Source organism: Streptomyces spiramenti, assembly GCF_012034385.1.
Lineage (GTDB): Bacteria > Actinomycetota > Actinomycetes > Streptomycetales > Streptomycetaceae > Streptomyces > Streptomyces spiramenti.
This window is the reverse complement of sequence record NZ_JAAVJB010000008.1, coordinates 15853-40075: the sequence shown is the minus strand read 5'-3', so window position 1 is coordinate 40075 and position 24223 is coordinate 15853. Positions and strand designations below refer to the sequence as shown.

The following is a 24223-nucleotide window of genomic DNA, read 5'->3' as shown; positions in this document are numbered from 1 at the left end:
AACAGCCCGATGAGTCAGGCGGCCCAGAACCTGAACTGGTTGATCACCAGCTTCGTGTCCAACACCCCCGGGGTGTCGCACACGGTGGTGGTGTCGGCCGACGGTCTTCTGCTCGCGTTGTCCGAGGGTTTCCCGCGTGACCGTGCCGACCAGTTGGCGGCGGTGGCCTCGGGGCTCACCTCGCTGACGGCCGGCGCCTCCCGCATCTTCGAGGGCGGCGTGGTCAACCAGACGGTGGTGGAGATGGAGCGCGGTTTCCTCTTCATCATGTCGATCTCGGACGGTTCGTCGCTGGCGGTGCTCGCCCACCCGGACGCCGACATCGGCCTCGTCGGGTACGAGATGGCGCTCCTCGTCGACCGCGCGGGCGCCGTCCTCACCCCCGACCTGCGGGCCGAGCTCCAGACGAGCATTCTCAACTGACCCAGCTCCCCCACATGAGCACCACTGTCCGCATCGCCGACCTCATGTCCACCCGGAGGAGCTATGACGACCCCGCCCGCCTCACAGGGTTCCTACGGCACGCATCACGGGCCGTACGACGATGACGGCGATCAGCCACTGGTGCGTCCGTATGCGATGACCGGTGGCCGGACCAGGCCCCGGTACCAGTTGGCCATCGAGGCGTTGGTCAGTACCAGCGTCGAACCGGTTCAGCTCCAAGGGCTGTTGCCGGAACACCAGCGGATCTGCCAGCTCTGCATGGCCGAGGTCAAGTCGGTTGCCGAGGTTTCGGCGTTGTTGGCGATGCCGTTGGGTGTGGCTCGGATTCTGGTCGCCGATCTGGCGGAGGCCGGGCTTGTCGCTATTCATCAGCCTGGTCATGAGGGTGAGCCGGGTGGTCAGCCTGATGTGACGTTGCTTGAAAGGGTGCTCAGTGGACTTCGGAAGCTCTAGCGGTGGGGGCGGTGCGGCTCCGGCAGGTTCCGGGGCCGCGGCGCGGTCTACGACGTCGGCGAAGATCGTGGTCGCGGGCGGGTTCGGTGTGGGTAAGACGACGTTCGTGGGGGCTGTGTCGGAGATCAATCCGCTGCGGACCGAGGCGGTGATGACGTCTGCGTCTGCGGGGATCGATGATCTGACGCACACCGGTGGTAAGACCACGACGACGGTGGCGATGGACTTCGGTCGTATCACGTTGGATCAGGATCTGATTCTGTATCTGTTCGGTACGCCGGGGCAGGATCGTTTCTGGTTCATGTGGGACGATTTGGTGCGTGGTGCGATCGGTGCGGTGGTGCTGGTCGATACGCGTCGTCTTGCGGATTGTTTTCCTGCGGTTGATTACTTCGAGAATTCTGGTCTTCCGTTCGTTATTGCGTTGAACGGGTTCGACGGGCATCAGCCGTATTCGCCGGAGGAGGTGCGGGAGGCGTTGCAGATCGGGCCGGACGCGCCGATCATCACGACGGACGCGCGGCACCGGTCGGACGCGAAGTCCGCCCTGATCACGCTGGTCGAGCACGCACTCATGGCGCGCCTGGGCTGACGCCCGGAACTTCGAAGTCGGCCGCCGTTCCTTTCGGGACGGCGGCCGACTTCTTTGTGTCTGCCGGTTCTCGGTCCCGGGCCCGGTCGTCCCTCGCGGCGCTGTTTGTCAGCCGCTGCCCGCGGCCCCGTCGGCCGGCCCGCGCGTGTGTGCCCCTCGGCCCACACCTCGCGCTTCGGCGGGCGCATGTGCCCCACGCCACACCATCCGTCCGGTGTGCGTCCCCCCCCGTGTGGGTCTTCCCACGACCGGCCGGCCGGCTCCGCAACGGTTCTGCGTGTATGCGGCCTCGAATCGCAACCGACCGTGCCCGCTCGCCTCCGTACGGCCCGGTGATCAATCCGTTTTCTCCGCCGATCATGCGCTATGGCGGATTTCCGGAGAGTCAAAGGTGTGAAACGGCAGGGATGCCGGGGGATTGGCCCACCCCGCCCACCCGTGCTGAAATCCCCGTGAAACCCGCAAACGACGGCGGCCGGACCCCGGCCCGGACCGAGAGGTGAGGCGAGTGAGGCGCAGCAGTCACGCGACAACCCCGGGCGGCACGTCGTCGCCACCACCGGAGCGCGGAAACTTCACCCCGGCCGCTCCCGGCGCTGGTGGCCGGCCCGTGGGGGAGTGGGACGCCCCTTCGGGCGGCAGCCGTCTCGCCCCACGCAACTGGCGCGTCGCGCCGAGGCTCTACGCCATCCTCCTCCTCCCGGTCCTCGTGGCCCTCGTCTTCGCCGGTCTGCGCGTCCACACCCACTACGACACCTGGCGCGGGGCCGACCGTGCGGAGCGCGTGGCGGAACTGGTCCGCGCCTCCACCACGTACGCCAACGCACTTCTTGACGAGCGGGACCTCACCGCGGAGCCGCTCCTGTCGGGGAGCAGCGACGACCCGGTCGTGGAGCGGACCCGTGCACACACGGACCGCGCACGGGCCGAGTTCGAGTCGCGCCTCGCGAGCGCCCCGTCGGACGCGCGGCTCGACCGGCGCGCCGCCGAGGTGGCGGAGACCGCCGCGGGGCTCGACGACCTTCGGTCGGCCGCCTGGAGCGGCGCATCGGGAGATGCCGAGACCGAGATGGGCTACGTCGCGATCCAGCATCCGGTGATGTCCTTCGCCAACGAGCTGGGCCTCGGCTCCGACGACCTCGCCTCCTACGGCCGCTCGGTCTACGCGATCTCCCTCGCTCAGGCGGCAGGCTCCCTCCAGCGGGCCCTGGGGACCCACATCCTGCTGGGGGACGAGGACGTCGAGGCGCGCGCTCAGCTGCGGGTCACCCTCAGTTCGTACCTCCACCTGGAGCGCATCGCCCGCAACGAGTTCGTCTCCGCCGCCCGGCCGGAGGACGTGGCGCGGCTGGACCGCGCTCTGGCCGCGGCCGGCGAGGGCGGGCAGGACCCGGTGGCGGAGATGGCCGCCGCGCTCGTGGAGCCCGACGCGGGCAGCGCCGGGCTCGCCGACGCCGGAGTCACCCCGAGCGCGTGGTTCGAGGCGGTCACCGTCCGATTCGACGCCTACCGGGACGTGGAGCGGGAGCTCGTCGAGGACGCCGTGCACGAGGCACGGGCCGTCGCGGCGGACGCCCGCACCAGCATGATCACCAACTCGGCGCTCGCGGTCACCGCTCTGCTCGCCGCCTTCGTCATCGCCGGTCTGATGGCCCGGGCGATGAGCCGCAACATGACCAGGTTGCGCGACGCCGCCCTGGAGGTCGCCGAACACCGGCTCCCCTCGCTGATGTCCCAGCTGTCGCAGCCGGACCCCGGCCGCGTGGACACCCGGGTCAGCCCGATCCGCGTCACGGGCCGGGACGAGATCGGCGAGGTGTCGCGAGCGTTCGACCACGTCCACCGCGAGGCGGTCAGGCTCGCCTCCGAACAGGCGTTGCTGCGCGGCAACGTGAACACGGTGTTCACCAACCTCGCCGGCCGCAACCAGAGCCTGGTGGAACGGCAGCTCGAACTGATCGGTGGCCTCGAGGACAACGAGGCGGATCCCGAGCAGCTGGAGCACCTCTTCCGCCTCGACCACCTCGCCACCCGGATGCGCCGCAACGGCGACAACCTCCTGGTGCTCGCGGGGCGGGAGCCCGACCGGAGCTGGAGCCGCCCCGTGCCGCTCCTGGACGTGGTGCGCGCCGCGGCCTCCGAGGTCGAGCACTACGAGCGGATCGACATCGTCGGGGTGCCCCCGGGCGAGCTCCACGGGGCGGTCGTGACCGACCTCGTCCACCTGCTGGCCGAGCTCCTGGAGAACGCGACGTCGTTCTCCTCGCCGCACACCAGGGTCCGCGTCACGGCGACCCGACTGCCCGACGGGCGCGTCATGGTGGAGATCCACGACCGCGGCGTGGGGCTGCCGGCCGAGGACTTCGCGCTGATCAACCACCGCCTGGCCGAACCTCCCGTCGCCGACCTCGACGTCTCCCGCCGCATGGGGCTGTTCGTCGTGGCACGTCTCTCGCAGCAGCACGGCATCCGCGTGCAGCTTCGGCCGTCCGGTGAGCAGGTGGGCACCACCTGTCTGGTGATGCTCCCGGAGGGCATCACCCACGGCGGGCACGGGGCGGCCCCCCACGACGCGCACGAGCGGTTCACCGTTTCCCCCGTGGTCGCCGAACGCCCCGTACCGGACGTCGAAGCGTCCCCGCGAACCGCCGCCGAGCTCGGTTTCGACGACTCCCGCTACGGTGAGAGCCAGGCAGTGGACCACGTCGGCCGGTCGCTGCGGCGAGGTGAACGCCGCATCGTCGTGGAGCCCTCCGACGCCCGGGCGGCAGCACCCGCCCACGCTCCGTCACCCGACGGCACCCCTCACGGCACCCCGGACGGCGCCACCGCCCACGGGGCGCACGGTGCGGTCGCGGACCGCACCGCTCCGTGGCGGCCGGGCGGTGGGAACGGGTGGCACGGAGCGTCCCCCGGGGCTCCGCTCCACCCGGGGGCCACGGGCGCGACCAACGTCCCCGAGGGCACCTATTCCGGCCAGGAATACGGCCCGGACACTCCCGGCACACAGCCCCCTCACACCCCCGCCACCCACCCGGAACCGGCCGCACGACACCGGTTCGACCCCGCGACGAGCGACCCGAACACCACCCCCGACCGGCGGCCGGAGGGTGAGGATGCGTACCCTGCGACTCCCCCTGGGGCCGCGCACCGCGTAGGCTCTCACGGTGCGGAGCTCGTGTCGGAGGGTCAAACCCCCACCACCGGCGCAGGGTTGCCCCGTCGCGAACCCCGACGTCGTCCCGACGACAGGGCGCAGCGGCAGGGACGGCAGGGACCGGTGGAAACCCCGGACCGGACGCCGCAGGACCGGCAGTGGGGCCGTGGCCCGCACCGCGAGGCGCAGCCCGCGGACACCACTGGCTCGGGCCTCCCCAGGCGGGTACCGAAAGCCAATCTGGTGGAGCACACCCGGTCCGAGCCGCCGGCTGGCGGTCGGCAGGTCTCCCGGGCGCCAGAGGATGTCCGGGGCCGCCTCACCGACCTCCACCGCGGCGTCAGGCAGGGACGCGGTGCCGGTAGGGACCGCGCGGAGAACGACCACGAGGGCTTCGGCCCCGTAAACGATCAGGAGCGTTAATGTGAGCCCGATGAGTCAGGCGGCGCAGAACCTGAACTGGTTGATCACCAGTTTTGTGGAGAGCACCCCCGGGGTGTCGCACACCGTCGTGGTGTCGGCCGACGGTCTGCTGCTCGCGATGTCCGAGGGTTTCCCGCGTGACCGTGCCGACCAGTTGGCGGCGGTGGCCTCGGGGCTCACCTCGCTGACGGCCGGCGCCTCCCGCATCTTCGAGGGCGGTCCGGTGAACCAGACGGTGGTGGAGATGGAGCGCGGTTTCCTCTTCATCATGTCGGTCTCGGACGGTTCGTCGCTGGCGGTGCTCGCCCACCCGGACGCCGACATCGGCCTCGTCGGGTACGAGATGGCGCTCCTCGTCGACCGCGCGGGTGCCGTCCTCACCCCCGACCTCCGGGCCGAACTCCAGGGGAGTCTGCTCAACTAGGAGACAACCGTGCGGATTGACCGCCCTCGCCATAAGGTGCGATAACACTTGACGGCGAGAGCGCAACGGCCACACCGACGGCATCAGGAGGAGGAGAGAGACGTGACGACGCCCCCGACCGGATCTTCCGGAGGCGACCACCCCGACCGGACCCATGGCGGCCGGCCCGGACACTTCGACTTCCCTTCGGCGCCCAGCGGCTCACGGCCCGGGAGCGGGCAGGGTGTTCCGCCGCGCACCGAGCCCCGGCAGCCGTTGGTGCGTCCGTATGCGATGACCGGTGGCCGGACCAGGCCCCGGTACCAGTTGGCCATCGAGGCGTTGGTCAGTACCAGCGTCGAACCCGCCCGGCTCCATGGCCAGCTTCCGGAACACCAGCGGATCTGCCAGCTGTGCTACGAGATGAAGTCGGTTGCCGAGGTTTCGGCGTTGTTGGCGATGCCGTTGGGTGTGGCTCGGATTCTGGTCGCCGATCTGGCGGAGGCCGGGCTTGTCGCTATTCATCAGCCTGGTCATGAGGGTGAGCCGGGTGGTCAGCCTGATGTGACGTTGCTTGAAAGGGTGCTCAGTGGACTTCGGAAGCTCTAGCGGTGGGGGCGGTGCGGCTCCGGCAGGTTCCGGGGCCGCGGCGCGGTCTACGACGTCGGCGAAGATCGTGGTCGCGGGCGGGTTCGGTGTGGGTAAGACGACGTTCGTGGGGGCTGTGTCGGAGATCAATCCGCTGCGGACCGAGGCGGTGATGACGTCTGCGTCTGCGGGGATCGATGATCTGACGCATACCGGTGGTAAGACCACGACGACGGTGGCGATGGACTTCGGTCGTATCACGTTGGATCAGGATCTGATTCTGTATCTGTTCGGTACGCCGGGGCAGGATCGTTTCTGGTTCATGTGGGACGATTTGGTGCGTGGTGCGATCGGTGCGGTGGTGCTGGTCGATACGCGTCGTCTTGCGGATTGTTTTCCTGCGGTTGATTACTTCGAGAATTCTGGTCTTCCGTTCGTTATTGCGTTGAACGGGTTCGACGGGCATCAGCCGTATTCGCCGGAGGAGGTGCGGGAGGCGTTGCAGATCGGGCCGGACGCGCCGATCATCACGACGGACGCGCGGCACCGGTCGGACGCAAAGTCCGCCCTGATCACGCTGGTCGAGCACGCACTCATGGCACGCCTGCGCTGAACCACCACCGGCGGCAGCGCCGCCGGTGCCCGGCACGGCCGGCTCGCCCCCGCCATCACCGGCGGGGGCGCCGTCGTGTCCGCCCCCGGAGCCGTGAGCCGGTCGACAACGGCCCGATACCCTGTTGCGGCACAACGACGCACCGCCCGGCGCGCGCCGACATCGTTCGCGCTCCGGCCTCCGAGTGAAGGGCAGCAGCTTTCGTGCGCATCGCCAGATTCTCCATCGACGGAAACGTTGGTTTCGGCATCATCGAAGGAGAGCCGGCCGACGAAGGCGGGCAGCTCGTCGAACTGATCAAGGGCCATCCGTTCGGCGACTTCGACCGCAGCGGACACAAGGTGCCGCTCTCCGAGGTCCGACTGCTGGCACCCGTCCTGCCGAGCAAGGTCGTGGCCGCCGCGCGCAACTACTCCGAGCACGCGCGGGAACTGGGCAACGCCGTCCCCGAGGCCCCGGTGGTCTTCTTCAAGCCGTCGACCACCGTCGTCGGTCCGGGCGACCCCGTGCCCTACCCGACGTTCTCGCAGAACGTGCACTACGAGGCCGAGCTCGCGGTCGTCATCGGCCGCATGTGCAGCCGCGTCCCGCGTGACCGCGTCTCCGAGGTCGTCCTCGGCTACACCTGCGCCAACGACCTGACCGCCCGCGACGCGCAGCAGGCCGAAGGCCAGTGGGCTCGCGCCAAGGGCTTCGACGCCTCCTGCCCCCTCGGCCCGTGGGTCGAGACCGACATCGACCTGGACGCCGCCGGCGACCTCGCCGTCATGTGCACGGTCAACGGGGAACAGCGGCAGCTGGGGCGCACCAGTGAGATGGTGCACTCCATCACGGACCTCGTCGTCCACATCTCGGAGGCGATGACGCTCCTCCCCGGCGACGTCATCCTCACCGGCACACCCGCAGGTGTCGGTCCCCTCACCGTCGGTGACGAGGTCGCCGTCACCGTCGAACGCATCGGAACCCTCACCAACAAGGTCGTGAAGCGTGACTAGCGCAGCCCTGCCCCCCGTCCGCGTGCGGTTCTGCCCTTCTCCCACGGGCAACCCGCACGTGGGACTGATCCGCACCGCCCTCTTCAACTGGGCCTTCGCGCGCCACCACGGCGGCGCCCTGGTCCTGCGGATCGAGGACACCGACGCCGCCCGCGACTCGGAGGAGTCCTACCAGCAGCTCCTCGACTCGCTCCGGTGGCTCGGCCTCGATTGGGACGAGGGCCCCGAGCCGTTCGACGCCGGCCGCACCGCACCCGGCGCCCACGGCCCCTACCGGCAGTCGCAGCGCATGGAGATCTACTCCGACATCGCCACCCGGCTGCGGGAGGCGGGCCACGCCTACCGCTGCTACTGCACCACCGAGGAGCTGGACCAGCGCCGGGAGGCGGCTCGCGCCGCGGGCAGGCCGTCCGGCTACGACGGCGCCTGCCGCGACCTCACCGATGAACAGCGTGCCACCTACGAGGCCGAGGGACGCAGCCACGTCCTGCGGTTCCGTATGCCCGACGAGACGATCACCTTCACCGACCTCGTGCGCGGCGAGCTCACCTTCACGCCGGACAACGTGCCCGACTACGGCATCGTCCGCGCCAACGGTGCGCCCCTCTACACGCTCGTCAACCCGGTGGACGACGCCCTGATGGGCATCACCCACGTGCTGCGCGGCGAGGACCTGCTCTCCTCCACGCCCCGGCAGATCGCGCTCTACCGCGCGCTCGCCGACATCGGCGTCGTGGACGGAGCCGTCCCCGAGTTCGGCCACCTGCCCTACGTGATGGGCGAGGGGAACAAGAAGCTCTCCAAGCGGGACCCCCAGTCCTCGCTGAACCTCTACCGCGAGCGGGGCTTCCTGCCCTCGGGGCTGCTCAACTACCTGTCGCTCCTCGGCTGGTCGATCGCCGAGGACCGCGACATCTTCACGCTGCGGGAGATGGCCGACGCCTTCGAGATCGACGCCGTGAACGGCAACCCGGCCCGGTTCGACCTCAAGAAGGCCGAGGCGATCAACGCCGTTCACCTGCGTGAACTGCCCGTGGACGAATTCGCCGCCGCCTGCGAGCCGTGGTTGCGCGCCCCGTACGCGCCGTGGAAGCCCGAGGAGTTCGACACCGAGGCGTTCGCCGCCCTCGCGCCCCTGGCGCAGACGCGTCTCACGGTGCTCTCGGACATCACCGACAACGTCGACTTCCTGTTCCTGCCGGAGCCGGCCGTCGACGAGAAGTCCTGGGAGAAGGCGATGAAGCCGGGGGCGGCGGAGCTGCTCACCACCGCGCGGGCACACGTCGCGGAGTCGGCGTGGGAGGCGGAGGCGCTGAAGAACGCGGTGCTCGCCGCGGGGGAGGCGCACGGTCTGAAGCTCGGCAAGGCGCAGGCCCCGGTGCGGGTCGCCGTCACCGGCCGCACCGTCGGCCTCCCGCTGTTCGAGTCGCTGGAGATCCTTGGACGGGACCGCACGCTCGCCCGTATCGACGCGGCCCTCGCCAAACTCTCCACGTCGGGCTGAGGGGCCTCCGGAGCGTCCGGTGACGCAGGGGGCTCCGCCGACTTCCCGGCCGCCCAGTCCCCGCGGCCACGGCTGCTCAGGGCCGCGGTGCGGCCGATGGCCGCACCGCGGCGGGGTGGGCGGGACTCCCGCCCCGTGCCGTCTGTAGCCGTGCCGCCTGTGTCCTGTGCCCCGTGCGTGTGACGGCCCCGTGGGCGACGCGCCGTGGACGGGGGGCGTGCTGCTCGCCCCGTGCGGTGGTTCCTCGTGCGGTGGTTCCTCGTGCGTGGCACCGGGCGCCGCCGGGCCGCCCGACCCGGGGGCATCGCGTCACCGGCCCGGACGGCACGGCCCGTGGCCCCTTCAACCGTGCGCATGCCCCGTCGCCGGTGCTCGCGACGTCTGCCGTGCCGGACTCGGGTGGACTCCGGCCGCCCCGTGCGACCCACCGTCGCGACAACTGCCCCGCTGTCGCGGTCGAGCACGGGGCCCGCACCCGTGCGGCGGGTACGGCGGCGGCCGACCGCGCTGCAGAGGCCCGTCGTCGTCCTGCGGGAGGGCGGTCGTTGTGCGTCGACGAAAGGCGGGAGCCCGGGGCCGCCGTCCCGGACCCTGCCGGCCCCGGGCCACGCTGTCCGCGCGCTCGGACCACCCTGCTCCCCGCCCCGGTACCGGCGACCGCCCGCCCCCCCCCGCGCTGTCCGGGCCGTCGGTCACCCCAGGGCGCACGCAGCGGCGCCGGCGCTCCTCGGCGGGGACCGATCAACGACCCGGCGGGCCCGGCCGTTCTCGACAGGCTGCGCGGCGGCGGTGTCCCTGCCGAACCCCGCACAGCCCGGCACGTGGCGGCCACGTTTCTCCTGCACCGGGCTGCCGCCGCACGGTGCCCTCCCGTACGAGCCCGCACGGGGCCGCCCCGTGCGGCGGTAGCCCGGTGCACGGGGCGGTCCGAGAGGGCCGTCCGAGACATGCGCCCCCGCGTGCTGCGGCTCGCGCTCCGTCTTGACACCCCTGGCGACCTCGGCTCCCGGCAGCGCCTCCGCAAGGCTCTGGCGCGGCCCTGTGCGGGCTGCGCGGGGGCAGTTCGGCGGCGACGAGGGATGAGACAGCGGTGAGGGTGCCACGGCGCCGATGGTCAGGTCACGCCCGGGGAGACGGTGCGCGGCCGCCGGCGCCGCCCCGTGCGGCTCAGGAAGCGTCTCCCGCGGCTCGCCGGCGGTGCCTCGATCCCCCTTCGGGGAACCCGTTTTGGCGGTCGGTCCCCGATCGGGTAATGTTCTTCCCGTCGCCAAGCGAACCGGAACCGAAAGGGGCCGGGACCGCAAGGCGAAGACCCGAGCGAAGACTCCGCAAAGAGTCAAGTTCTGGTGGGCTATGGTGTAATTGGCAGCACGACTGATTCTGGTTCAGTTAGTCTAGGTTCGAGTCCTGGTAGCCCAGCGATCTTCCAGCAAGATCAAGGCCCCCGTTGTGTAGCGGCCTAGCACGCCGCCCTCTCAAGGCGGTAGCGCCGGTTCGAATCCGGTCGGGGGTACGGTGACCGTCTCGATGGTCACTAGCTGGATGCCCCCGTTGTGTAGCGGCCTAGCACGCCGCCCTCTCAAGGCGGTAGCGCCGGTTCGAATCCGGTCGGGGGTACTTGGTAGGACTGAGCCCCGCACTTCGGTGCGGGGCTCAGTTCGTTGTGTCGCCGTGTCGCCCGCCCGGCGACGGCCTCAGCGGCTGAACCTCACCGAAGAACGGGAAGACCCCGGGGGAGAGGAAGGCCACCCCCAGGTCCCCGGGGCTCACCCGGTGCGCACCGTCAGCGTGCCCGGCGGCATCCCGTCCCGGCGCCATCGAGGTGACACGTCTCACGCCGTGACGACCGTCGCGCGGTGACGGCCTCCTGGCCACGGTCCGGCTCGCGCCCCGAGGCGATGGACGCCGCACCGGTGCAGCGCTCCCGAGCAGGTGCGCTGGGAGCGTGAGCCCGCCGGCTCGCCGCGCGCCCGACGGCATCCGAGCGGCGACCGCGACCCCGTGGCGATCCACGGGCGGGCAGGCGCTCCCCAGCCAGCCAGCCAGCCCGCAGACGGCGTCGGCCGCTCCGTCGCGTCGAGTCAGGAGTCGGCCGCGTGCGTCAACCGCCGCTGCGCCGGAGCGCGTCGGTCAACCGGCCCGCGGCGTCGATGAGGGCCTTGGCGTGCATGCGCCCCGGGTGCCGGGTGAGCCGCTCGATGGGGCCCGAGACCGAGACGGCGGCGACGACGCGGTTGGACGGGCCCCGGACCGGCGCGGAGACCGACGCGACTCCCGGCTCGCGCTCGCCGATGGACTGTGCCCAGCCCCGGCGCCGCACCCCGGAGAGCGCCGTCGCGGTGAAACGCGCCCCCTGGAGCCCGTGGTGCAGCCGCTCCGGCTCTTCCCAGGCCATGAGGATCTGGGCCGCGGACCCGGCCTTCATCGGCAGGGTCGAGCCGACGGGGACGGTGTCACGCAGTCCGGAGAGCCGCTCGGCCGCCGCGACGCAGATCCGCATGTCGCCTTGGCGCCGGTACAGCTGGGCGCTCTCGCCGGTGATGTCCCGCAGATGGGTGAGGACCGGCCCCGCGGCGGCGAGCAGCCGGTCCTCACCGGCCGCCGCCGCCAACTCCGACAGGCGTGGCCCGAGCACGAAGCGGCCCTGCATGTCCCGGGAGAGCAGCCGATGGTATTCCAGCGCCACCGCCATGCGATGCGCCGTGGGGCGTGCAAGTCCGGTCGCCGCCACCAGTCCCGCCAGGGTCGCGGGGCCGGACTCGAGGGCACCCAGCACCAGGGCTGCCTTGTCGAGCACTCCGACCCCGCTGGAGTCGCCACGAGATGTGTCCATGCAACGATACTCGCGTCTCACTCTGTGAAACGCAAGCTCGCCTGGGTGCAAACCCCGGCACCCTGGATGCAGGGCGCCCCGCACCGACGCGGGACGCCGACCACCGTCCGGCACGCGAGGGGAACGGACGGCGGTCCCGTACGGGCGCCACAGGTACGGTCACCGACTCGAAGCGGGCCCGAGCACAACCGGGCCGGAGGGATTCCGATGGGACGGACACTGGCAGAGAAGGTCTGGGACGACCACGTCGTCCGGCGCGCGGAGGGTGAGCCGGACCTGCTCTACATCGACCTCCACCTGCTTCACGAGGTCACCAGCCCGCAGGCGTTCGACGGCCTGCGCAAGGGCGGCCGAACTGTGCGCCGGACCGATCTGACGATCGCGACCGAGGATCACAACACGCCCACGCTGGACATCGACAAGCCCATTGCGGACCCGGTCTCGCGCACCCAGCTGGAGACCCTGCGCAAGAACTGCGCGGACTTCGGCGTGCGGCTGCACCCGCTCGGGGACGACGAGCAGGGCGTGGTGCACGTGGTGGGTCCGCAGCTGGGTCTGACGCAGCCCGGAATGACCGTGGTGTGCGGCGACAGCCACACCTCCACCCACGGGGCGTTCGGGGCGCTCGCCTTCGGCATCGGCACCAGCCAGGTCGAGCACGTGCTGGCCACCCAGACGCTGCCCATGGCGCCCTTCCGCACCATGGCCGTGACCGTCACCGGCGAGCTGCCCGACGCGGTGACCGCCAAGGACCTGATCCTCGCCATCATCGCGCGGATCGGCACCGGCGGTGGCCAGGGATACGTCATCGAGTACCGGGGCGAGGCCATCGAGAAGCTCTCGATGGAGTCCCGGATGACCATCTGCAACATGTCGATCGAGGCGGGTGCCCGCGCCGGCATGATCGCACCCGACGAGACGACCTTCGCCTACCTGCAGGGCCGTGACCACGCCCCCGACGGTGCCGACCGGGAGGCCGCCGTCGACTACTGGCGCACCCTCCGTACCGACGACGACGCGGTCTTCGACCACGAGGTGGTCATCGACGCCGCCGAGCTGGCCCCGTTCGTGACCTGGGGGACCAACCCCGGACAGGGCGCACCGCTGTCGGAGGTCGTGCCGGACCCGGGGTCCTTCGACGACCCCAGCGAGCGGTTCGCCGCGGAGAAGGCCCTGGAGTACATGGGCCTCACCGCCGGCCAACCTCTCCGGGACATCGCTGTCGACACCGTGTTCGTCGGTTCCTGCACCAACGGGCGCATCGAGGATCTGCGGGCCGCGGCGGCCGTCATCGAGGGCCGCTCCGTCGCGGACGGCGTTCGCATGCTCGTGGTACCCGGGTCGGTACGGGTCTCGCTCCAGGCGGTGGCCGAGGGGCTGGATCGGGTCTTCACCGCCGCGGGTGCCGAGTGGCGCCACGCCGGGTGTTCGATGTGTCTGGGGATGAACCCCGACCAGCTCGCGCCGGGGGAGCGTTCCGCCTCCACCTCCAACCGCAACTTCGAGGGACGGCAGGGCAAGGGCGGCCGAACCCACCTGGTCTCGCCGCAGGTCGCAGCCGCGACCGCTGTCACCGGCCACCTGGCTTCGCCCGCCGACCTCGAGACCACCGACGCAGCACAGCCCGTGGGAGTCTGATCACGATGGAAGCCTTCACCACGCACACCGGACGTGCGGTTCCGCTGCGCCGCAGCAACGTCGACACCGACCAGATCATCCCCGCTCACTGGTTGAAGAAGGTGACGCGCGATGGGTTCGAGGACGGGCTCTTCGAGGCGTGGCGCCGCGACCCGGAGTTCGTGCTGAACAAACCGGAGCGTGCGGGCGCATCGGTCCTGGTGGCGGGCCCCGACTTCGGGACGGGCTCCTCCCGCGAGCACGCGGTATGGGCACTGCAGAACTACGGGTTCGCCGCGGTCATCTCTCCTCGGTTCGCCGACATCTTCCGTGGCAACTCGCTGAAGAACGGGCTGCTCACAGTCGTCCTGCCGCAGTCGGCGGTCGACACCCTCTGGCAGGCGGTTGAGGCCGACCCGACCACCGAGATCACGGTCGACCTCGTCGCCCGAGAGGTGCGCTGCGGGCCCTCGTTCCGGGAGTCGTTCGACCTGGACGACAACGCCCGCTGGCGACTGCTGGAAGGGCTGGACGACATCAGCCTCACGCTGCGCCAGGAGGACGACATCGCCGCGTACGAGGCGGCCCGTCCGTCGTTCAAGCCCCGTACCCTCACCGCCTGAGGGTCGGGACACCGTAGAGGTAGGGGCGCCGCCGCCCCGTACGAGCCCCGTGCGGGTGTCGAGTCGAACTCGGCACCCGCACGGGGCTCTCCACTGCCGTACCACTGTTCGGCCCCCAGCAAGCCTCCCGGGCCGCTCCGCGCCGCGCCTCGGCGGCCCCGTGCCGTCGCTCCGACCGCGCCCCCGAACCCCGGCCGGGCCGTGCGGAGCTCACGTGCGGTGTGCGACGGAGGACGCCGTCGACGGTCGCAGTCATGGCCGCTGTCGGCCCGTGGCGCTGGTCCACAGCGCCGTCCGCCCCGGGCCCCGGCCAACCGGGTGAACTCCGCCGCCGTGCCCGGGAACCCGTCGGGAGCTCCACCGGGGCGGCTCGGCCGTCGTCGTCGACGGCGCCGGCCGCCCTCGTGGTCACGAGGTCGCGGGCCCCCGGAAGGAGCCCCTGGGGCGGCGGCGCCGTGCGGGCAGCGGGGGTCCGGGACGCTGCCCTCCACCCTGCCCCGCGCACTGCTCGCCCGGCCCCGGTGGTGTCGCGCTCCGGTGTGCTGCCCCTCCGGTGGGAACAGGAGCGCCCCGTTGTCGAACAGCGGCTCCGCGTAGCATTTTCGGCCAGTGCGACGAACTGACGAACCGTCAGAAAACTGCCACGGCGCGGTCAGTTGCCACCCGGCTCGCAGGCGTGACACCGTCGTCCCGACACCCACTTGGGGGCCGGAGCCGCGACAACTCGCCCCCAGTGGCACAATTGGTGCATGGAACGCGACGGTCAACTCGAGCTGTACGACCTCGTCGCCGCACGGCTGAAATACGCGCACGCCGCAGTGCGCTCGTTGAACGTCACCGAAGACGAGCGGCGCGCACTGGTGCGACGCCTTCTCGTCATCACGGCAGCGACCAAGCAGGACCTGCCGAGCGCGGTTCGTCGCCTCGATCGCTTCATCGCGGAACTCGACCCCGGTCGACCCGTCGAGGGGCAGTCGCGGGGCGAGGGTGACGCGAGTCCGTGACGGTCGAGTTCGTTGCGACACGAGGGTGATTCGCCCGTTTCAGGTTTGATTTGCTGTATATATCTGCCTAACGTGCGAAAAAGCTTGAGCACATTCGTTCCAGCACCGCCTCCGAAGGGGAAGACGTGAACAAGGCACAGCTCGTTGAAGCGATTGCCGACAAGCTCGGTGGCCGTCAGCAGGCCGCGGAGGCCGTCGACATCGTGCTCGACGCGATCATCCGTGCGGTGGTGTCCGGCGAGCGGGTTTCGGTGACCGGCTTCGGCTCGTTCGAGAAGGTCGAGCGTCCGGCCCGGTACGCGCGCAACCCCCAGACCGGTGAACGCGTGCGCGTCAAGAAGACTTCGGTGCCGCGATTCCGCGCCGGCCAGGGCTTCAAGGATCTGGTCGCCGGAACCAAGAAACTGCCGAAGAACGACGTCGCCGTGAAGAAGGCCCCCAAGGGCAGCCTCTCCGGTGGTACTTCTACCAAGAAGGCGACGACCAAGAAGGCCGCCGCGAAGAAGACGGTGGCCAAGGCCACCACCAAGAAGGCGGCAGCGAAGAAGACCACGGCAGCGAAGAAGTCGACCACCGCCCAGAAGGCGACGGCGAAGAAGGGGACTGCCAAGACCGCGGCGAAGAAGACCACCGCGAAGAAGGCGCCCGCCCGACGCGCGATCGCGACGAAGGCACCCGCCAAGAAGGCGGCCGGTCGCAAGACCACAGCCAAGAAGGCCCCGGCGCGACGCAAGTGAGGCGCCGGAGCAGGCGGTGACCTGCATGGCCCGAGCCGTTAGGCTCGGCTCATGCAGGCCACCGCTCACACCTTCGACGCCGAGACCCGCACCGGCAGCGTGCTCTTCGACGACGGCACGCCGCTGGAGTTCGACCGGGCCGCGTTCGACGCCGGGGGCCTCCTGCTGCTCCGGCCGGGTCAGCGGGTCCGCGTCGAGCGCGACCCGGAGGACGGCCGCGTCAGCTGTGTGACGCTGCAGACCTTCTGAAGCCCGTCCCCAGCCGGTGGGTGCTCCGCGCCGTTCGGGGCCCCACGCCCAACGCGATCGCCACCAGCAGGTCCTCGCCGGTGTCCACGTCCTGGCGCACACTCTCCACATCCGCGGGCATCAGCTCCACGGCGCCCGACGCGCGATGCCGCATCCGCGAGGCGGGCCCGAACCCCGGCGCCGGCTCCACGCCCGGCAATACCGCCAGGAGCGTCGTCCCCGTTCCCGCCGCGTCGGCCAGGAAACTGCGGGGCGCGACCTCGGCCTCGTCGAGCACCCGACCCAGCTCGGCCGCGCGCAGTGCCGGCAGGTCCGCGTTGAGAGCGGCCACGGGCGCCCCGGGCCGGTCGACGCGGACCGCCCCCACACCGTGTTCCACCGCCGCGTTGAGCCCACCGCGCGGGCTGTCGGGAACCACCCCGGCGCCCAGGCGCGACAGCGCGGCCCCGACCACCTCGTCGTCGGTGACCACGGTGACCGACGACACCGCCGGGCACTCCAGCACGGCTGCCAGCGTGTCCTCAGCGAACGCGAGGGCGAGCGCCGGCCGCAGCTCCTCGCCGGTGGTGTCGGCCAGTCTCGTCTTGGCGCCGCCCAGCCGCTTCACAGGCATCACCACGGCCCAGCCGCCGGTCATCGGCTCCCCCTCGTGTCGGCGATCACGCCATTGTCTACCCTCCGGTAACGAGTCACCTGCCGACCCCGCGGAACGCACCGTCCCCCTGGGGTCCGACGCGCGGTCGCGGTGATGAGACGATCTGCTGGACAGCCCAGGAGCCGGGGGCGACACTTGTGCGGCTGTCCGCGGCAGATCGCCGCAGCAGTGTCCGAGGAGATGGTGCCCGAGTGTCCCGCCGCAGAATCGGCTTCAGCTATCGATTTGCCGCCTGTCTGGTGAAACCGCCGATGCTGGTCCTGTTCAAGCGGGACTGGCGCGGAACGGAGAATATCCCGGAGGTCGGCGGATTCCTCACCGCCGTCAATCACAACTCCTATCTGGACCCGCTTTCCTACGCCCACTACCAGTACAACACCGGTCGCGTACCGCGGTTCCTGGCGAAGGTGGGACTGTTCCGCTCCGGATTCGTCGGCATGATGATGCGGCGCACCGGCCAGATCCCCGTCTACCGGGAGACGGCCGACGCGGCGGGGGCGTTCAAGGCGGCCGTGGACGCGGTGCACGCCGGTGAGTGCGTGGCGTTCTACCCCGAGGGCACCCTGACGCGTGACCCCGACCTGTGGCCGATGGAGGGGAAGACCGGCGCGGCGCGGGTCGCCCTGCTCACCCACGCCCCGGTGGTGCCCGTGGCGCAGTGGGGGGCGCACGAGGCTGTCCCGCCCTACGCGCGGGAGAAGAAGGTCCGGCTGTTCCCGCGCAAGACGCTCACCGTCGTGGCCGGCGCCCCCGTGGAGCTGACCGACCTCTACGACAGGGAGCCGACGGCGGAGGTCCTGGCGGAGGCCACGGAGCGCATCATGGCCGCCATCACCGCGCTCCTCGCCGAGGTGCGGTCCGAGGCACCTCCCGCCAGGCGCCACGAACGCCGCCGCGAGCCCCACGGCGCGCCCGCGGGCGACCCGACGCCGCCGCTCGGCGCGGCCCCCGGCGAGCGCCCCGTGGCGGCCGACCCCGTGGTCGCCGGCCCGACGCCCGCGACGCAGCACCGGGAGGCAGGCGAGTGAACCGCCGTGTCGCCGTCCTGGGTACCGGCTCCTGGGGCACCGCCTTCGCCATGGTCCTCGCCGACGCGGGGTGTGCCGTGACCCTCTGCGCCCGCAGGCCGGAGATCGCGGAGACGGTCAACAGGACCCGGATCAACGCCGAGTACCTGCCCGGTGTCGTCCTCCCGGACGGGGTCCGCGCGACGACCGACCCGGCCGAGGCTCTCGCCGGCGCGGAGTTCGTCGTACTCTCCGTCCCGTCGCAGACCCTGCGGGAGAACCTGGCCGCTTGGCGCCCGCTGCTGGCCGACGACGCAGTGCTGGTCTCCCTGATGAAGGGGGTCGAGCTCGGTACCGCCAAGCGGATGAGCGAGGTCATCCAGGAGGTCGCCGATGTGCCCGCCACTCGGGTCGCGGTGCTGACCGGCCCCAACCTCGCGATGGAGGTCGCCGCCCGGCAGCCCGCGGCGGCCGTCGCGGCGTGCGCCGACCCAGACGTCGCCCGTCGCCTCCAACACGCTTGCCACACCTCGTACTTCCGGCCCTATACCAACACCGACGTCATCGGTTGCGAACTGGGCGGTGCCGTGAAGAACGTCATCGGACTCGCCGTCGGCATCGCCAACGGCATGGGGCTGGGCGACAACACGAAGGCGTCCCTGATCACACGGGGCCTCGCGGAGACGAGCCGGCTCGGCCTCGCGATGGGGGCGGACCCCACCACCTTCGCCGGCCTGGCGGGGATGGGAGACCTCGTCGCGACCTGCTCGTCCCCGTTGTCCCGCAACAACACCTTCGGGACCAGCCTCGGCCGGGGCATGACGCTCGACGAGGCACGGGCCGCGACCAGGCAGACGGCTGAAGGCGTCAAGTCCTGCCGCTCCGTGCTCGACCTCGCCCGACGCAACGGTGTGGAAATGCCGATCACCGAGACCGTGGTGAACATCGTCCACCGCGGCACCTCGCCCAAGGTGGCTCTCCAGGAGCTCATGGCGCGATCGGCCAAGGCCGAGGGGGGCTGAGGCGCGGACGGTGCCGCCCCCTGGGGGGACGCGCCGTCCCTCTCGGCACGCGCCTGGACGGCCGGAGCGGCGAGGGCGCGCCCCGTGCGACCGGCTCCGGCCGCACCGGCCCGGTTACCCCGGACAGGTCACGAGCCGCGTACCCAAGGCCGAGTACGGTGAGGCGTCTTATCGCCCATCGCGCCGTTAGGTAATCTCGAACCGATATGAGCAGCCAGCACTCCCCCCAGAGCCCCAAGCCTCGCGTCGCCGTCGTGTTCGGCGGTCGCAGCTCCGAGCACGCCATCTCGGTGGTCACGGCCGGCGCAGTGCTGCGGTCCATCGACCGCGAGCGCTACGAAGTGCTGCCGGTCGGGATCACCGCGGACGGCCGCTGGGCCCTGACCGCCGACGACCCGGACCGGATGGCCATCTCCGACCGTCGCCTCCCCGCCGTCTCCGACCTCACCGACTCGGAGTCCGGATCGGTGCTGCTGCCGATGGACGCCGGCGGTCGCGAGGTCATCTACACCGAGCCGGGAGCCGTCCCCAAGGCGCTCGGCGAGGTCGACGTCGTGTTCCCGGTGCTCCACGGCCCCTACGGCGAGGACGGGACGCTCCAGGGACTGCTCGAACTGTCCGGCGTGCCCTACGTGGGGTGCGGTGTCCTCTCCTCCGCGGTCGGCATGGACAAGGAGTACATGAAGCGGGTCTTCACCTCCTTCGGCCTCCCGGTCGGCCCCTACGAGGTGCTGCGCCCCGCGGAGCTCCGCAAGGAACCCGAGGCGGCCCGCGAACGCGTGCTCGGCCTGGCGGAACGTTACGGCTGGCCGCTGTTCGTGAAGCCCGCCCGCGCGGGGTCCTCCATGGGGATCAGCAAGGTCGAGGGCCCCGGGGCCCTCGACGCGGCCATCGAGGAGGCGCAGCGCCACGACCCCAAGGTGATCGTGGAGACGCTGCTGCGCGGTCGCGAGATCGAGTGCGGGGTCCTGGAGTTCGAGGACGGTCCGCGCGCCAGCGTGCCCGCCGAGATCCCCCCGGTCTCCGGGTACGACTTCTACGACTTCGAGGCGAAGTACATCGACTCCGCCCAGGGGATCGTGCCCGCCGCGCTCTCCGAGGAGCAGACCGCTCGGGTCCGCGAGCTCGCCGTCCGTGCCTTCGAGGCCTTGTCGTGCGAGGGGTTGGCCCGTGCCGACTTCTTCCTCCAGGAGGACGGCAGCCTGGTCATCAACGAGGTGAACACGCTGCCGGGGTTCACCCCGATCTCGATGTTCCCCCGGATGTGGGAACAGAGCGGGATGAGCTACGAGCAGCTCGTCGACCACCTCATCGTCACCGCGCTCGGGCGCAGCGCTGGACTGCGCTGACCGCCGGCCCACCGCATCGGCGCCCCCTCCGACCGGCCCGGGCCGGGATGCCGCGGAGTGCGGACGCCACCGCCCCATGCGGCGCGTCCCCGGCCCGCAGACCGCCTCGTGCGGCCGGAGCGCGTCGCCGCTGGGCCGTGCCGGGTCCTGTCCGGTAGATCCCGCCTGGCCCGCGGCGCCTGGCACGGCATCTCGCCGCGTCGGCGCATCACGCGAGTACGGCGGGTACGAGCTGCGACGCTCCGCCGTGCGAGCCACCGCACCGGACACCGCGGGCCTCATCGGCGCTACTCGACAGGACCTAGTGGCCCTCGTGCCCCGGGTCGGCGCCCTCGGTCTCGGCGCCGCGCTGCCCGGCTGACCCCGCCCCGTGCGGGTGGTCGTAGTAGCTCTCCCACAGCGGGTCGTAGGGGAGATGCGTGTGCAGCGCCTCCGCGACGTCCACCAGGACGTTCACCTCGGGGGCGTAGCTGTCCGGGACGTCGACCTCGACGAACAGGGTCCGCTCGGTCGTGGTGAAGAGGTAGCCGCCGCTCTCCCGTTCCTCCAGCAGCCAGGAGACGTCGTCGACCATGACGGCGTCCGACATCGGGTTGTACGAGTCGCTGCCCGGGGCCAGCGCCCGGGGGCGTTCCACTCCGCACCGCAGGACGATCGCCGGGTCGCCCCATGCGGCCGTGAACCGCGCCGGGCCCGCCACGTCACGGGGCTCCTGGCCCTCCACCGCGGCCGGCAGGGCAGCCATGACCGCCTCGCACACCTCCGCCCCGTCGCCGGTCGGTCGCGGCTCCTCGACGGAGAGCTCCCCAGGGGAGCCGCACGCCGCGACGAGCGCGGCCACCGGCAGCGACAGGGCGAGTGCCCGCAGCGGGCGGCGGCGTACGGTAGAGGTCACCGGGCGATCATACGAGGGGTCAGAGGTGCACCACGGGGCAGGTCAGCGTGCGGGTGATCCCCGGTACACGCTGCACGCGGGCGACCACCAGGTGTCCCAGCTCGTCCACGCTGGGAGCCTCGGCCCGTGCGATCACGTCGTAGGGGCCGGTGACATCGTCGGCTTGCACCACCCCGTCGATCCTGGAGATGACATCGGCCACGGTGGATGCCTTACCCACCTCGGTCTGGATCAGAATGTAGGCCTGTACCACGGGTCCTCCTGGGCGGCTTCGAGGAACGGGGGCGCTACCGTAGCGCGTCACCCCCTGCCGCCGGGACAGGACCGGACGCCGATCGCAGCGGGTTGACGCGCGTTCGCGGGACACGACATGAGGAGAGCTGAGTGAGGGGCACCGTGGGCGAACTCGGGGAGTTCGGTCTGATCAGGGAACTGACCTCCCGGATCACCACCGCGCCGGCCGTGCGACTCGGCCCCGGCGACGACGCGGCGGTCGTGGCGGCCCCCGACCGCCGCGTCGTCGCGACCACCGACATCCTCCTCGAGGGTCGGCACTTCCGCCGCGACTGGTCCACCGCCTACGACGTCGGCCGCAAGGCTGCCGCGCAGAACCTGGCGGACATCGCGGCCATGGGTGCCGTGCCGACCGCGGTGCTCCTGGGGCTGGTGGTCCCCGCAGACCTGGCCGCCACCTGGCCGATCGAGCTCATGGACGGCATTCGCGACGAGTGCGGCGTCGCAGGGGCCGGTGTCGCAGGCGGGGACGTCGTCCGCGGCGACCTCATCACCGTGTCGATCACGGCCCTGGGCGACCTTCGCAGCAGGGAGCCCGTCACCCGGTCCGGAGCACGCCCCGGTGACGTCGTGGCCGTGACAGGATGGCTCGGCTGGTCGGCTGCCGGGAACGCGGTGCTCTCCCGCGGCTTCCGCTCCCCGCGTGCCTTCGTGGAGGCCCATCGCCGGCCCGAGCCGCCCTACCCCGCCGGCCCGCTCGCCGCCGAGCTCGGTGCCACCGCCATGACCGACGTCAGCGACGGTCTGCTCGCCGACCTCGGCCACATCGCCCAGGCCAGCAAGGTACGGATCAACATCCGTTCCGGGGACCTCGACGTCCCCGCACAGATGAGTGACATCGGCAGCGCGGTCGGGGTGGACCCGCTGCAGTGGGTCCTGACCGGGGGCGAGGACCACGCGCTGGTGGCCAGCTTCCCGCCCGAGACGAAACTGCCCGCGCGCTGGCGGCGCATCGGCGAGGTGAGGCACCCGTCCGCGCTGCCCCGTGTCACCGTGGACGACGCCCCGTGGGACGCCGCCGGGGGCTGGGACCACTTCGGTGACGCCGACAGCCCCGTCGCCGTGGACGGGGCCTGATGCCGGGCCGCCCCGCTCCGCCCCGTGTCCTCACCGTCGCAGGGTCCGACTCCGGCGGAGGCGCGGGAATCCAGGCCGACCTCAAGACCATGCTCGCGCTCGGCACCCACGGCATGAGCGTCATCACCGCGGTCACGGCCCAGAACTCGCTGGGCGTCCAAGGCGCCTGGCCCCTCCCCGCGACAGCCGTGGTGGCACAGTTCCGGGCGGTCGTGGACGACATCGGGGCCCAGGCGGTGAAGACCGGGATGCTCGCGTCGGCGGAACTCGTCGAGACCGTCGCGGACCTCCTGGCGTCCGTCGACGTCCCGGTGGTCGTGGACCCTGTAGGGGTCTCCAAGCACGGCGACGCGCTCCTCGCCCATGACGCCCTGGATGCAGTCCGTCACCTTCTGCTTCCGGTGGCGACGGTCGCCACGCCCAACCTCGACGAGGTCACCCAACTCACCGGTATCGCGGTGGCCGACGAGGAAGGGCTCCGCGCGGCGGCTGCGGCCGTTCTCGCGCTCGGCCCGCGCTGGGCGCTGATCAAGGGCGGGCACCTGCCCGGCGACGCCGTGGACCTGCTGACGGACGGCAGCGCCGAACACTGGCTCCGTGCGCCCCGGCTCGACAACCGTCACACCCACGGCACGGGCTGCACGCTGGCCTCCGCCATCGCCGCCGGTCTGGCCACCGGCAGCACGGTGCCGGAGGCCGTCGCACGGGCGAAAGAGTACGTCACGGGCGCGATCGCCGCCGGATTCGCCCTCGGCGGCGGGATCGGCCCCGTCGACCACGGCCACCTCACCCGCCGCGCGGACGGCGGGACGAACGGGCCCGGCTGACGCGGGTTGCTACGGACCGACGGAGTCTTCGGAGAGTCCGGTCGGCCCGAGGCCGCCGTTCCGCGTCCCGGAGGTGCGCCGCCCCGCTCGGGGGCCGGTGGGACGGGGCCGCGCGGCGCCGTCCGCAGCCGGAAGGCACACCGTCCAGGCCGTCCCGACCACCGGGCTTCGACGGCCGGCTCCTGCGGGCCACCGGCCGACCGCGCGTTCACGCGGACGACAGGGCGACCACACAGGCCGACGGGGCGATCGGCCGCGCTCCTGCCCCGTCGCGCCGTCCGTCGCGCCGGCCCCCGCCGCCACCCTGCGTCCGGCATCCGAAGTCCAGGCGCCGGGTGGAGCGCCCGCGCTCGGGCGTCGCCGCCTGTTCGAGGGCATACGAAAGGCCGGCCCGCCAGAGGCGGACCGGCCTGACAGCCGCAGGCTGCGCCGGACCCGTTCCCCGCCGCAGCGGAGAATCACCGGGTCAGCGCGTGACCTTGCCGGCCTTGATGCACGAGGTGCAGGCGTTGAGGCGCTTCGGCGTCCCGTTCACCTTCGCACGCACCCGCTGAATGTTGGGGTTCCAACGGCGGGGGGTGCGGCGGTGCGAGTGGGAAATGCTGTTGCCGAAGCCCGGCCCCTTGCCGCAGACATCGCAGTTGGCAGCCACGGGTCACTCCAAAGACGGGTCATCCCCGCGCTGCGGGGTGACGGAAGACGTACGCTTGGGCCCGACGTGATCGACCGCGCGGACCCAGGGGTCCGACGCTTCGGCGCCAGGAGGTCAGCCTGACGGAAGTCAGGCAACCGGAGCAGCATACCCCGGAGTCTCCCGGGCGTGAAAACCGGCCTGGCGTGCAGGGTCTTCCGCACCGCCACG

24 protein-coding genes and 3 tRNA genes are annotated in these 24223 nt (G+C 71.6%); 22 read left to right on the top strand and 5 right to left on the bottom strand.

The features are described 5' to 3' along the window. The first annotated feature begins 9 nt into the window (after window positions 1-9). The 12 genes from HCJ92_RS02340 (at window position 10) to HCJ92_RS02285 (ending at window position 10789) form a co-directional block, all read left to right on the top strand. Window positions 10-423, top strand: a complete 414-nt coding sequence (locus HCJ92_RS02340; protein WP_167931696.1) for a roadblock/LC7 domain-containing protein — start codon at window positions 10-12, stop codon at window positions 421-423. A 63-nt stretch (window positions 424-486) separates the two neighbouring features. Then, window positions 487-897, top strand: a complete 411-nt coding sequence (locus HCJ92_RS02335; protein WP_167931679.1) for a DUF742 domain-containing protein — start codon at window positions 487-489, stop codon at window positions 895-897. Beyond that, window positions 878-1489: an ATP/GTP-binding protein gene (locus tag HCJ92_RS02330; protein WP_167931677.1), complete on the top strand. Its 612-nt coding sequence runs from the start codon at window positions 878-880 to the stop codon at window positions 1487-1489. Before HCJ92_RS02335 ends, HCJ92_RS02330 begins: the two co-directional genes overlap by 20 nt. A gap of 610 nt (window positions 1490-2099) precedes the next feature. Further along, complete coding sequence (locus HCJ92_RS02325; protein WP_167931676.1) at window positions 2100-5069, top strand: nitrate- and nitrite sensing domain-containing protein; 2970 nt, start codon at window positions 2100-2102, stop codon at window positions 5067-5069. Between the two features lie 10 nt (window positions 5070-5079). Continuing rightward, window positions 5080-5493, top strand: coding sequence for a roadblock/LC7 domain-containing protein (locus HCJ92_RS02320; RefSeq protein ID WP_167931695.1), 414 nt, complete (start codon window positions 5080-5082; stop codon window positions 5491-5493). A gap of 102 nt (window positions 5494-5595) precedes the next feature. Beyond that, window positions 5596-6081: a DUF742 domain-containing protein gene (locus HCJ92_RS02315; RefSeq protein WP_167931674.1), complete on the top strand. Its 486-nt coding sequence runs from the start codon at window positions 5596-5598 to the stop codon at window positions 6079-6081. Further along, window positions 6062-6673, top strand: a complete 612-nt coding sequence (locus HCJ92_RS02310; RefSeq protein WP_167931673.1) for an ATP/GTP-binding protein — start codon at window positions 6062-6064, stop codon at window positions 6671-6673. Before HCJ92_RS02315 ends, HCJ92_RS02310 begins: the two co-directional genes overlap by 20 nt. 203 nt (window positions 6674-6876) lie before the next feature. Next, window positions 6877-7668 (top strand): fumarylacetoacetate hydrolase family protein, encoded by a 792-nt coding sequence (locus HCJ92_RS02305; RefSeq protein WP_167931672.1) that lies wholly within the window; start codon window positions 6877-6879, stop codon window positions 7666-7668. Next, the gene (gene gltX, locus HCJ92_RS02300; protein WP_167931671.1) at window positions 7661-9172 is read left to right on the top strand and encodes a glutamate--tRNA ligase; all 1512 of its coding nucleotides are present in this window, start codon (window positions 7661-7663) and stop codon (window positions 9170-9172) included. Before HCJ92_RS02305 ends, gltX begins: the two co-directional genes overlap by 8 nt. Before the next feature lie 1347 nt (window positions 9173-10519). Then, a tRNA-Gln gene (locus tag HCJ92_RS02295) sits at window positions 10520-10591 on the top strand. A 21-nt stretch (window positions 10592-10612) separates the two neighbouring features. Then, a tRNA-Glu gene (locus HCJ92_RS02290) sits at window positions 10613-10685 on the top strand. A 31-nt stretch (window positions 10686-10716) separates the two neighbouring features. Continuing rightward, window positions 10717-10789 (top strand) — tRNA-Glu (locus tag HCJ92_RS02285). 484 nt (window positions 10790-11273) lie between these two features. On the opposite strand, the gene HCJ92_RS02280 is transcribed toward HCJ92_RS02285, so the two are convergent. Further along, window positions 11274-12005 (bottom strand): IclR family transcriptional regulator, encoded by a 732-nt coding sequence (locus HCJ92_RS02280; RefSeq protein WP_167931670.1) that lies wholly within the window; start codon window positions 12003-12005, stop codon window positions 11274-11276. Window positions 12006-12212: 207 nt separating this feature from the next. On the opposite strand from HCJ92_RS02280, the gene leuC reads away from it, so the two are divergent. From leuC to HCJ92_RS02255, 5 genes are all read left to right on the top strand, one after another. Further along, entirely contained in the window at window positions 12213-13643 is a 1431-nt protein-coding gene (gene leuC, locus HCJ92_RS02275) for a 3-isopropylmalate dehydratase large subunit (RefSeq protein WP_167931669.1), read from the top strand. A 5-nt stretch (window positions 13644-13648) separates the two neighbouring features. Then, complete coding sequence (gene leuD, locus HCJ92_RS02270) at window positions 13649-14245, top strand: 3-isopropylmalate dehydratase small subunit (RefSeq protein WP_167931668.1); 597 nt, start codon at window positions 13649-13651, stop codon at window positions 14243-14245. 749 nt (window positions 14246-14994) lie between these two features. After that, window positions 14995-15249 carry an SCO5555 family protein gene (locus tag HCJ92_RS02265; RefSeq protein WP_167931667.1) on the top strand — a complete coding sequence of 85 codons (255 nt, stop codon included), beginning with the start codon at window positions 14995-14997 and terminating at the stop codon, window positions 15247-15249. A gap of 125 nt (window positions 15250-15374) precedes the next feature. Further along, complete coding sequence (locus tag HCJ92_RS02260) at window positions 15375-15986, top strand: HU family DNA-binding protein (protein ID WP_167931666.1); 612 nt, start codon at window positions 15375-15377, stop codon at window positions 15984-15986. Window positions 15987-16037: 51 nt separating this feature from the next. Then, entirely contained in the window at window positions 16038-16235 is a 198-nt protein-coding gene (locus tag HCJ92_RS02255; RefSeq protein ID WP_167931665.1) for a hypothetical protein, read from the top strand. Here the strand turns inward: HCJ92_RS02255 and cofC are convergent. Further along, window positions 16207-16872 (bottom strand): 2-phospho-L-lactate guanylyltransferase, encoded by a 666-nt coding sequence (gene cofC, locus HCJ92_RS02250; protein ID WP_167931664.1) that lies wholly within the window; start codon window positions 16870-16872, stop codon window positions 16207-16209. The two genes, HCJ92_RS02255 and cofC, sit on opposite strands and share 29 nt — an antisense overlap. A gap of 209 nt (window positions 16873-17081) precedes the next feature. Between cofC and HCJ92_RS02245 the strand changes: the two genes are divergently transcribed. The 3 genes from HCJ92_RS02245 (at window position 17082) to HCJ92_RS02235 (ending at window position 20268) form a co-directional block, all read left to right on the top strand. After that, window positions 17082-17918, top strand: a complete 837-nt coding sequence (locus HCJ92_RS02245) for a 1-acyl-sn-glycerol-3-phosphate acyltransferase (protein ID WP_167931663.1) — start codon at window positions 17082-17084, stop codon at window positions 17916-17918. Window positions 17919-17968: 50 nt separating this feature from the next. Then, window positions 17969-18919, top strand: coding sequence for an NAD(P)H-dependent glycerol-3-phosphate dehydrogenase (locus HCJ92_RS02240; protein WP_245240493.1), 951 nt, complete (start codon window positions 17969-17971; stop codon window positions 18917-18919). Window positions 18920-19125: 206 nt separating this feature from the next. Next, window positions 19126-20268 carry a D-alanine--D-alanine ligase family protein gene (locus HCJ92_RS02235; protein WP_167931661.1) on the top strand — a complete coding sequence of 381 codons (1143 nt, stop codon included), beginning with the start codon at window positions 19126-19128 and terminating at the stop codon, window positions 20266-20268. A gap of 301 nt (window positions 20269-20569) precedes the next feature. On the opposite strand, the gene HCJ92_RS02230 is transcribed toward HCJ92_RS02235, so the two are convergent. Together HCJ92_RS02230 and HCJ92_RS02225 are read right to left on the bottom strand one after the other, a co-directional pair. After that, entirely contained in the window at window positions 20570-21163 is a 594-nt protein-coding gene (locus HCJ92_RS02230) for a DUF3515 family protein (RefSeq protein ID WP_167931660.1), read from the bottom strand. Between the two features lie 19 nt (window positions 21164-21182). Continuing rightward, on the bottom strand, window positions 21183-21416 hold the full coding sequence (locus HCJ92_RS02225) for an Lrp/AsnC ligand binding domain-containing protein (protein ID WP_167931659.1): 234 nt from the start codon (window positions 21414-21416) through the stop codon (window positions 21183-21185). A 131-nt stretch (window positions 21417-21547) separates the two neighbouring features. Here HCJ92_RS02225 and HCJ92_RS02220 point away from each other — a divergent pair, with 131 nt between their 5' ends. Further along, window positions 21548-22534, top strand: a complete 987-nt coding sequence (locus HCJ92_RS02220) for a thiamine-phosphate kinase (RefSeq protein ID WP_167931658.1) — start codon at window positions 21548-21550, stop codon at window positions 22532-22534. Continuing rightward, entirely contained in the window at window positions 22534-23361 is an 828-nt protein-coding gene (gene thiD, locus HCJ92_RS02215; protein ID WP_167931657.1) for a bifunctional hydroxymethylpyrimidine kinase/phosphomethylpyrimidine kinase, read from the top strand. Before HCJ92_RS02220 ends, thiD begins: the two co-directional genes overlap by 1 nt. A gap of 466 nt (window positions 23362-23827) precedes the next feature. On the opposite strand, the gene rpmB is transcribed toward thiD, so the two are convergent. Further along, complete coding sequence (gene rpmB, locus HCJ92_RS02210; protein WP_103501940.1) at window positions 23828-24013, bottom strand: 50S ribosomal protein L28; 186 nt, start codon at window positions 24011-24013, stop codon at window positions 23828-23830. Window positions 24014-24223: the final 210 nt, after the last annotated feature.

What these genes read in the sequence shown, in the direction of transcription:
- cofC (WP_167931664.1), bottom strand. Translation starts at nt 16,872, where the DNA reads ATGACCGGCGGCTGGGCCGTGGTGATGCCTGTGAAGCGGCTGGGCGGC.
- HCJ92_RS02280 (WP_167931670.1), bottom strand. Translation starts at nt 12,005, where the DNA reads ATGGACACATCTCGTGGCGACTCCAGCGGGGTCGGAGTGCTCGACAAG.
- HCJ92_RS02255 (WP_167931665.1), top strand. Translation starts at nt 16,038, where the DNA reads ATGCAGGCCACCGCTCACACCTTCGACGCCGAGACCCGCACCGGCAGC.
- thiD (WP_167931657.1), top strand. Translation starts at nt 22,534, where the DNA reads ATGCCGGGCCGCCCCGCTCCGCCCCGTGTCCTCACCGTCGCAGGGTCC.
- HCJ92_RS02235 (WP_167931661.1), top strand. Translation starts at nt 19,126, where the DNA reads ATGAGCAGCCAGCACTCCCCCCAGAGCCCCAAGCCTCGCGTCGCCGTC.
- HCJ92_RS02340 (WP_167931696.1), top strand. Translation starts at nt 10, where the DNA reads ATGAGTCAGGCGGCCCAGAACCTGAACTGGTTGATCACCAGCTTCGTG.
- leuC (WP_167931669.1), top strand. Translation starts at nt 12,213, where the DNA reads ATGGGACGGACACTGGCAGAGAAGGTCTGGGACGACCACGTCGTCCGG.
- HCJ92_RS02265 (WP_167931667.1), top strand. Translation starts at nt 14,995, where the DNA reads ATGGAACGCGACGGTCAACTCGAGCTGTACGACCTCGTCGCCGCACGG.
- leuD (WP_167931668.1), top strand. Translation starts at nt 13,649, where the DNA reads ATGGAAGCCTTCACCACGCACACCGGACGTGCGGTTCCGCTGCGCCGC.
- HCJ92_RS02320 (WP_167931695.1), top strand. Translation starts at nt 5,080, where the DNA reads ATGAGTCAGGCGGCGCAGAACCTGAACTGGTTGATCACCAGTTTTGTG.
- HCJ92_RS02240 (WP_245240493.1), top strand. Translation starts at nt 17,969, where the DNA reads ATGGTCCTCGCCGACGCGGGGTGTGCCGTGACCCTCTGCGCCCGCAGG.
- HCJ92_RS02335 (WP_167931679.1), top strand. Translation starts at nt 487, where the DNA reads ATGACGACCCCGCCCGCCTCACAGGGTTCCTACGGCACGCATCACGGG.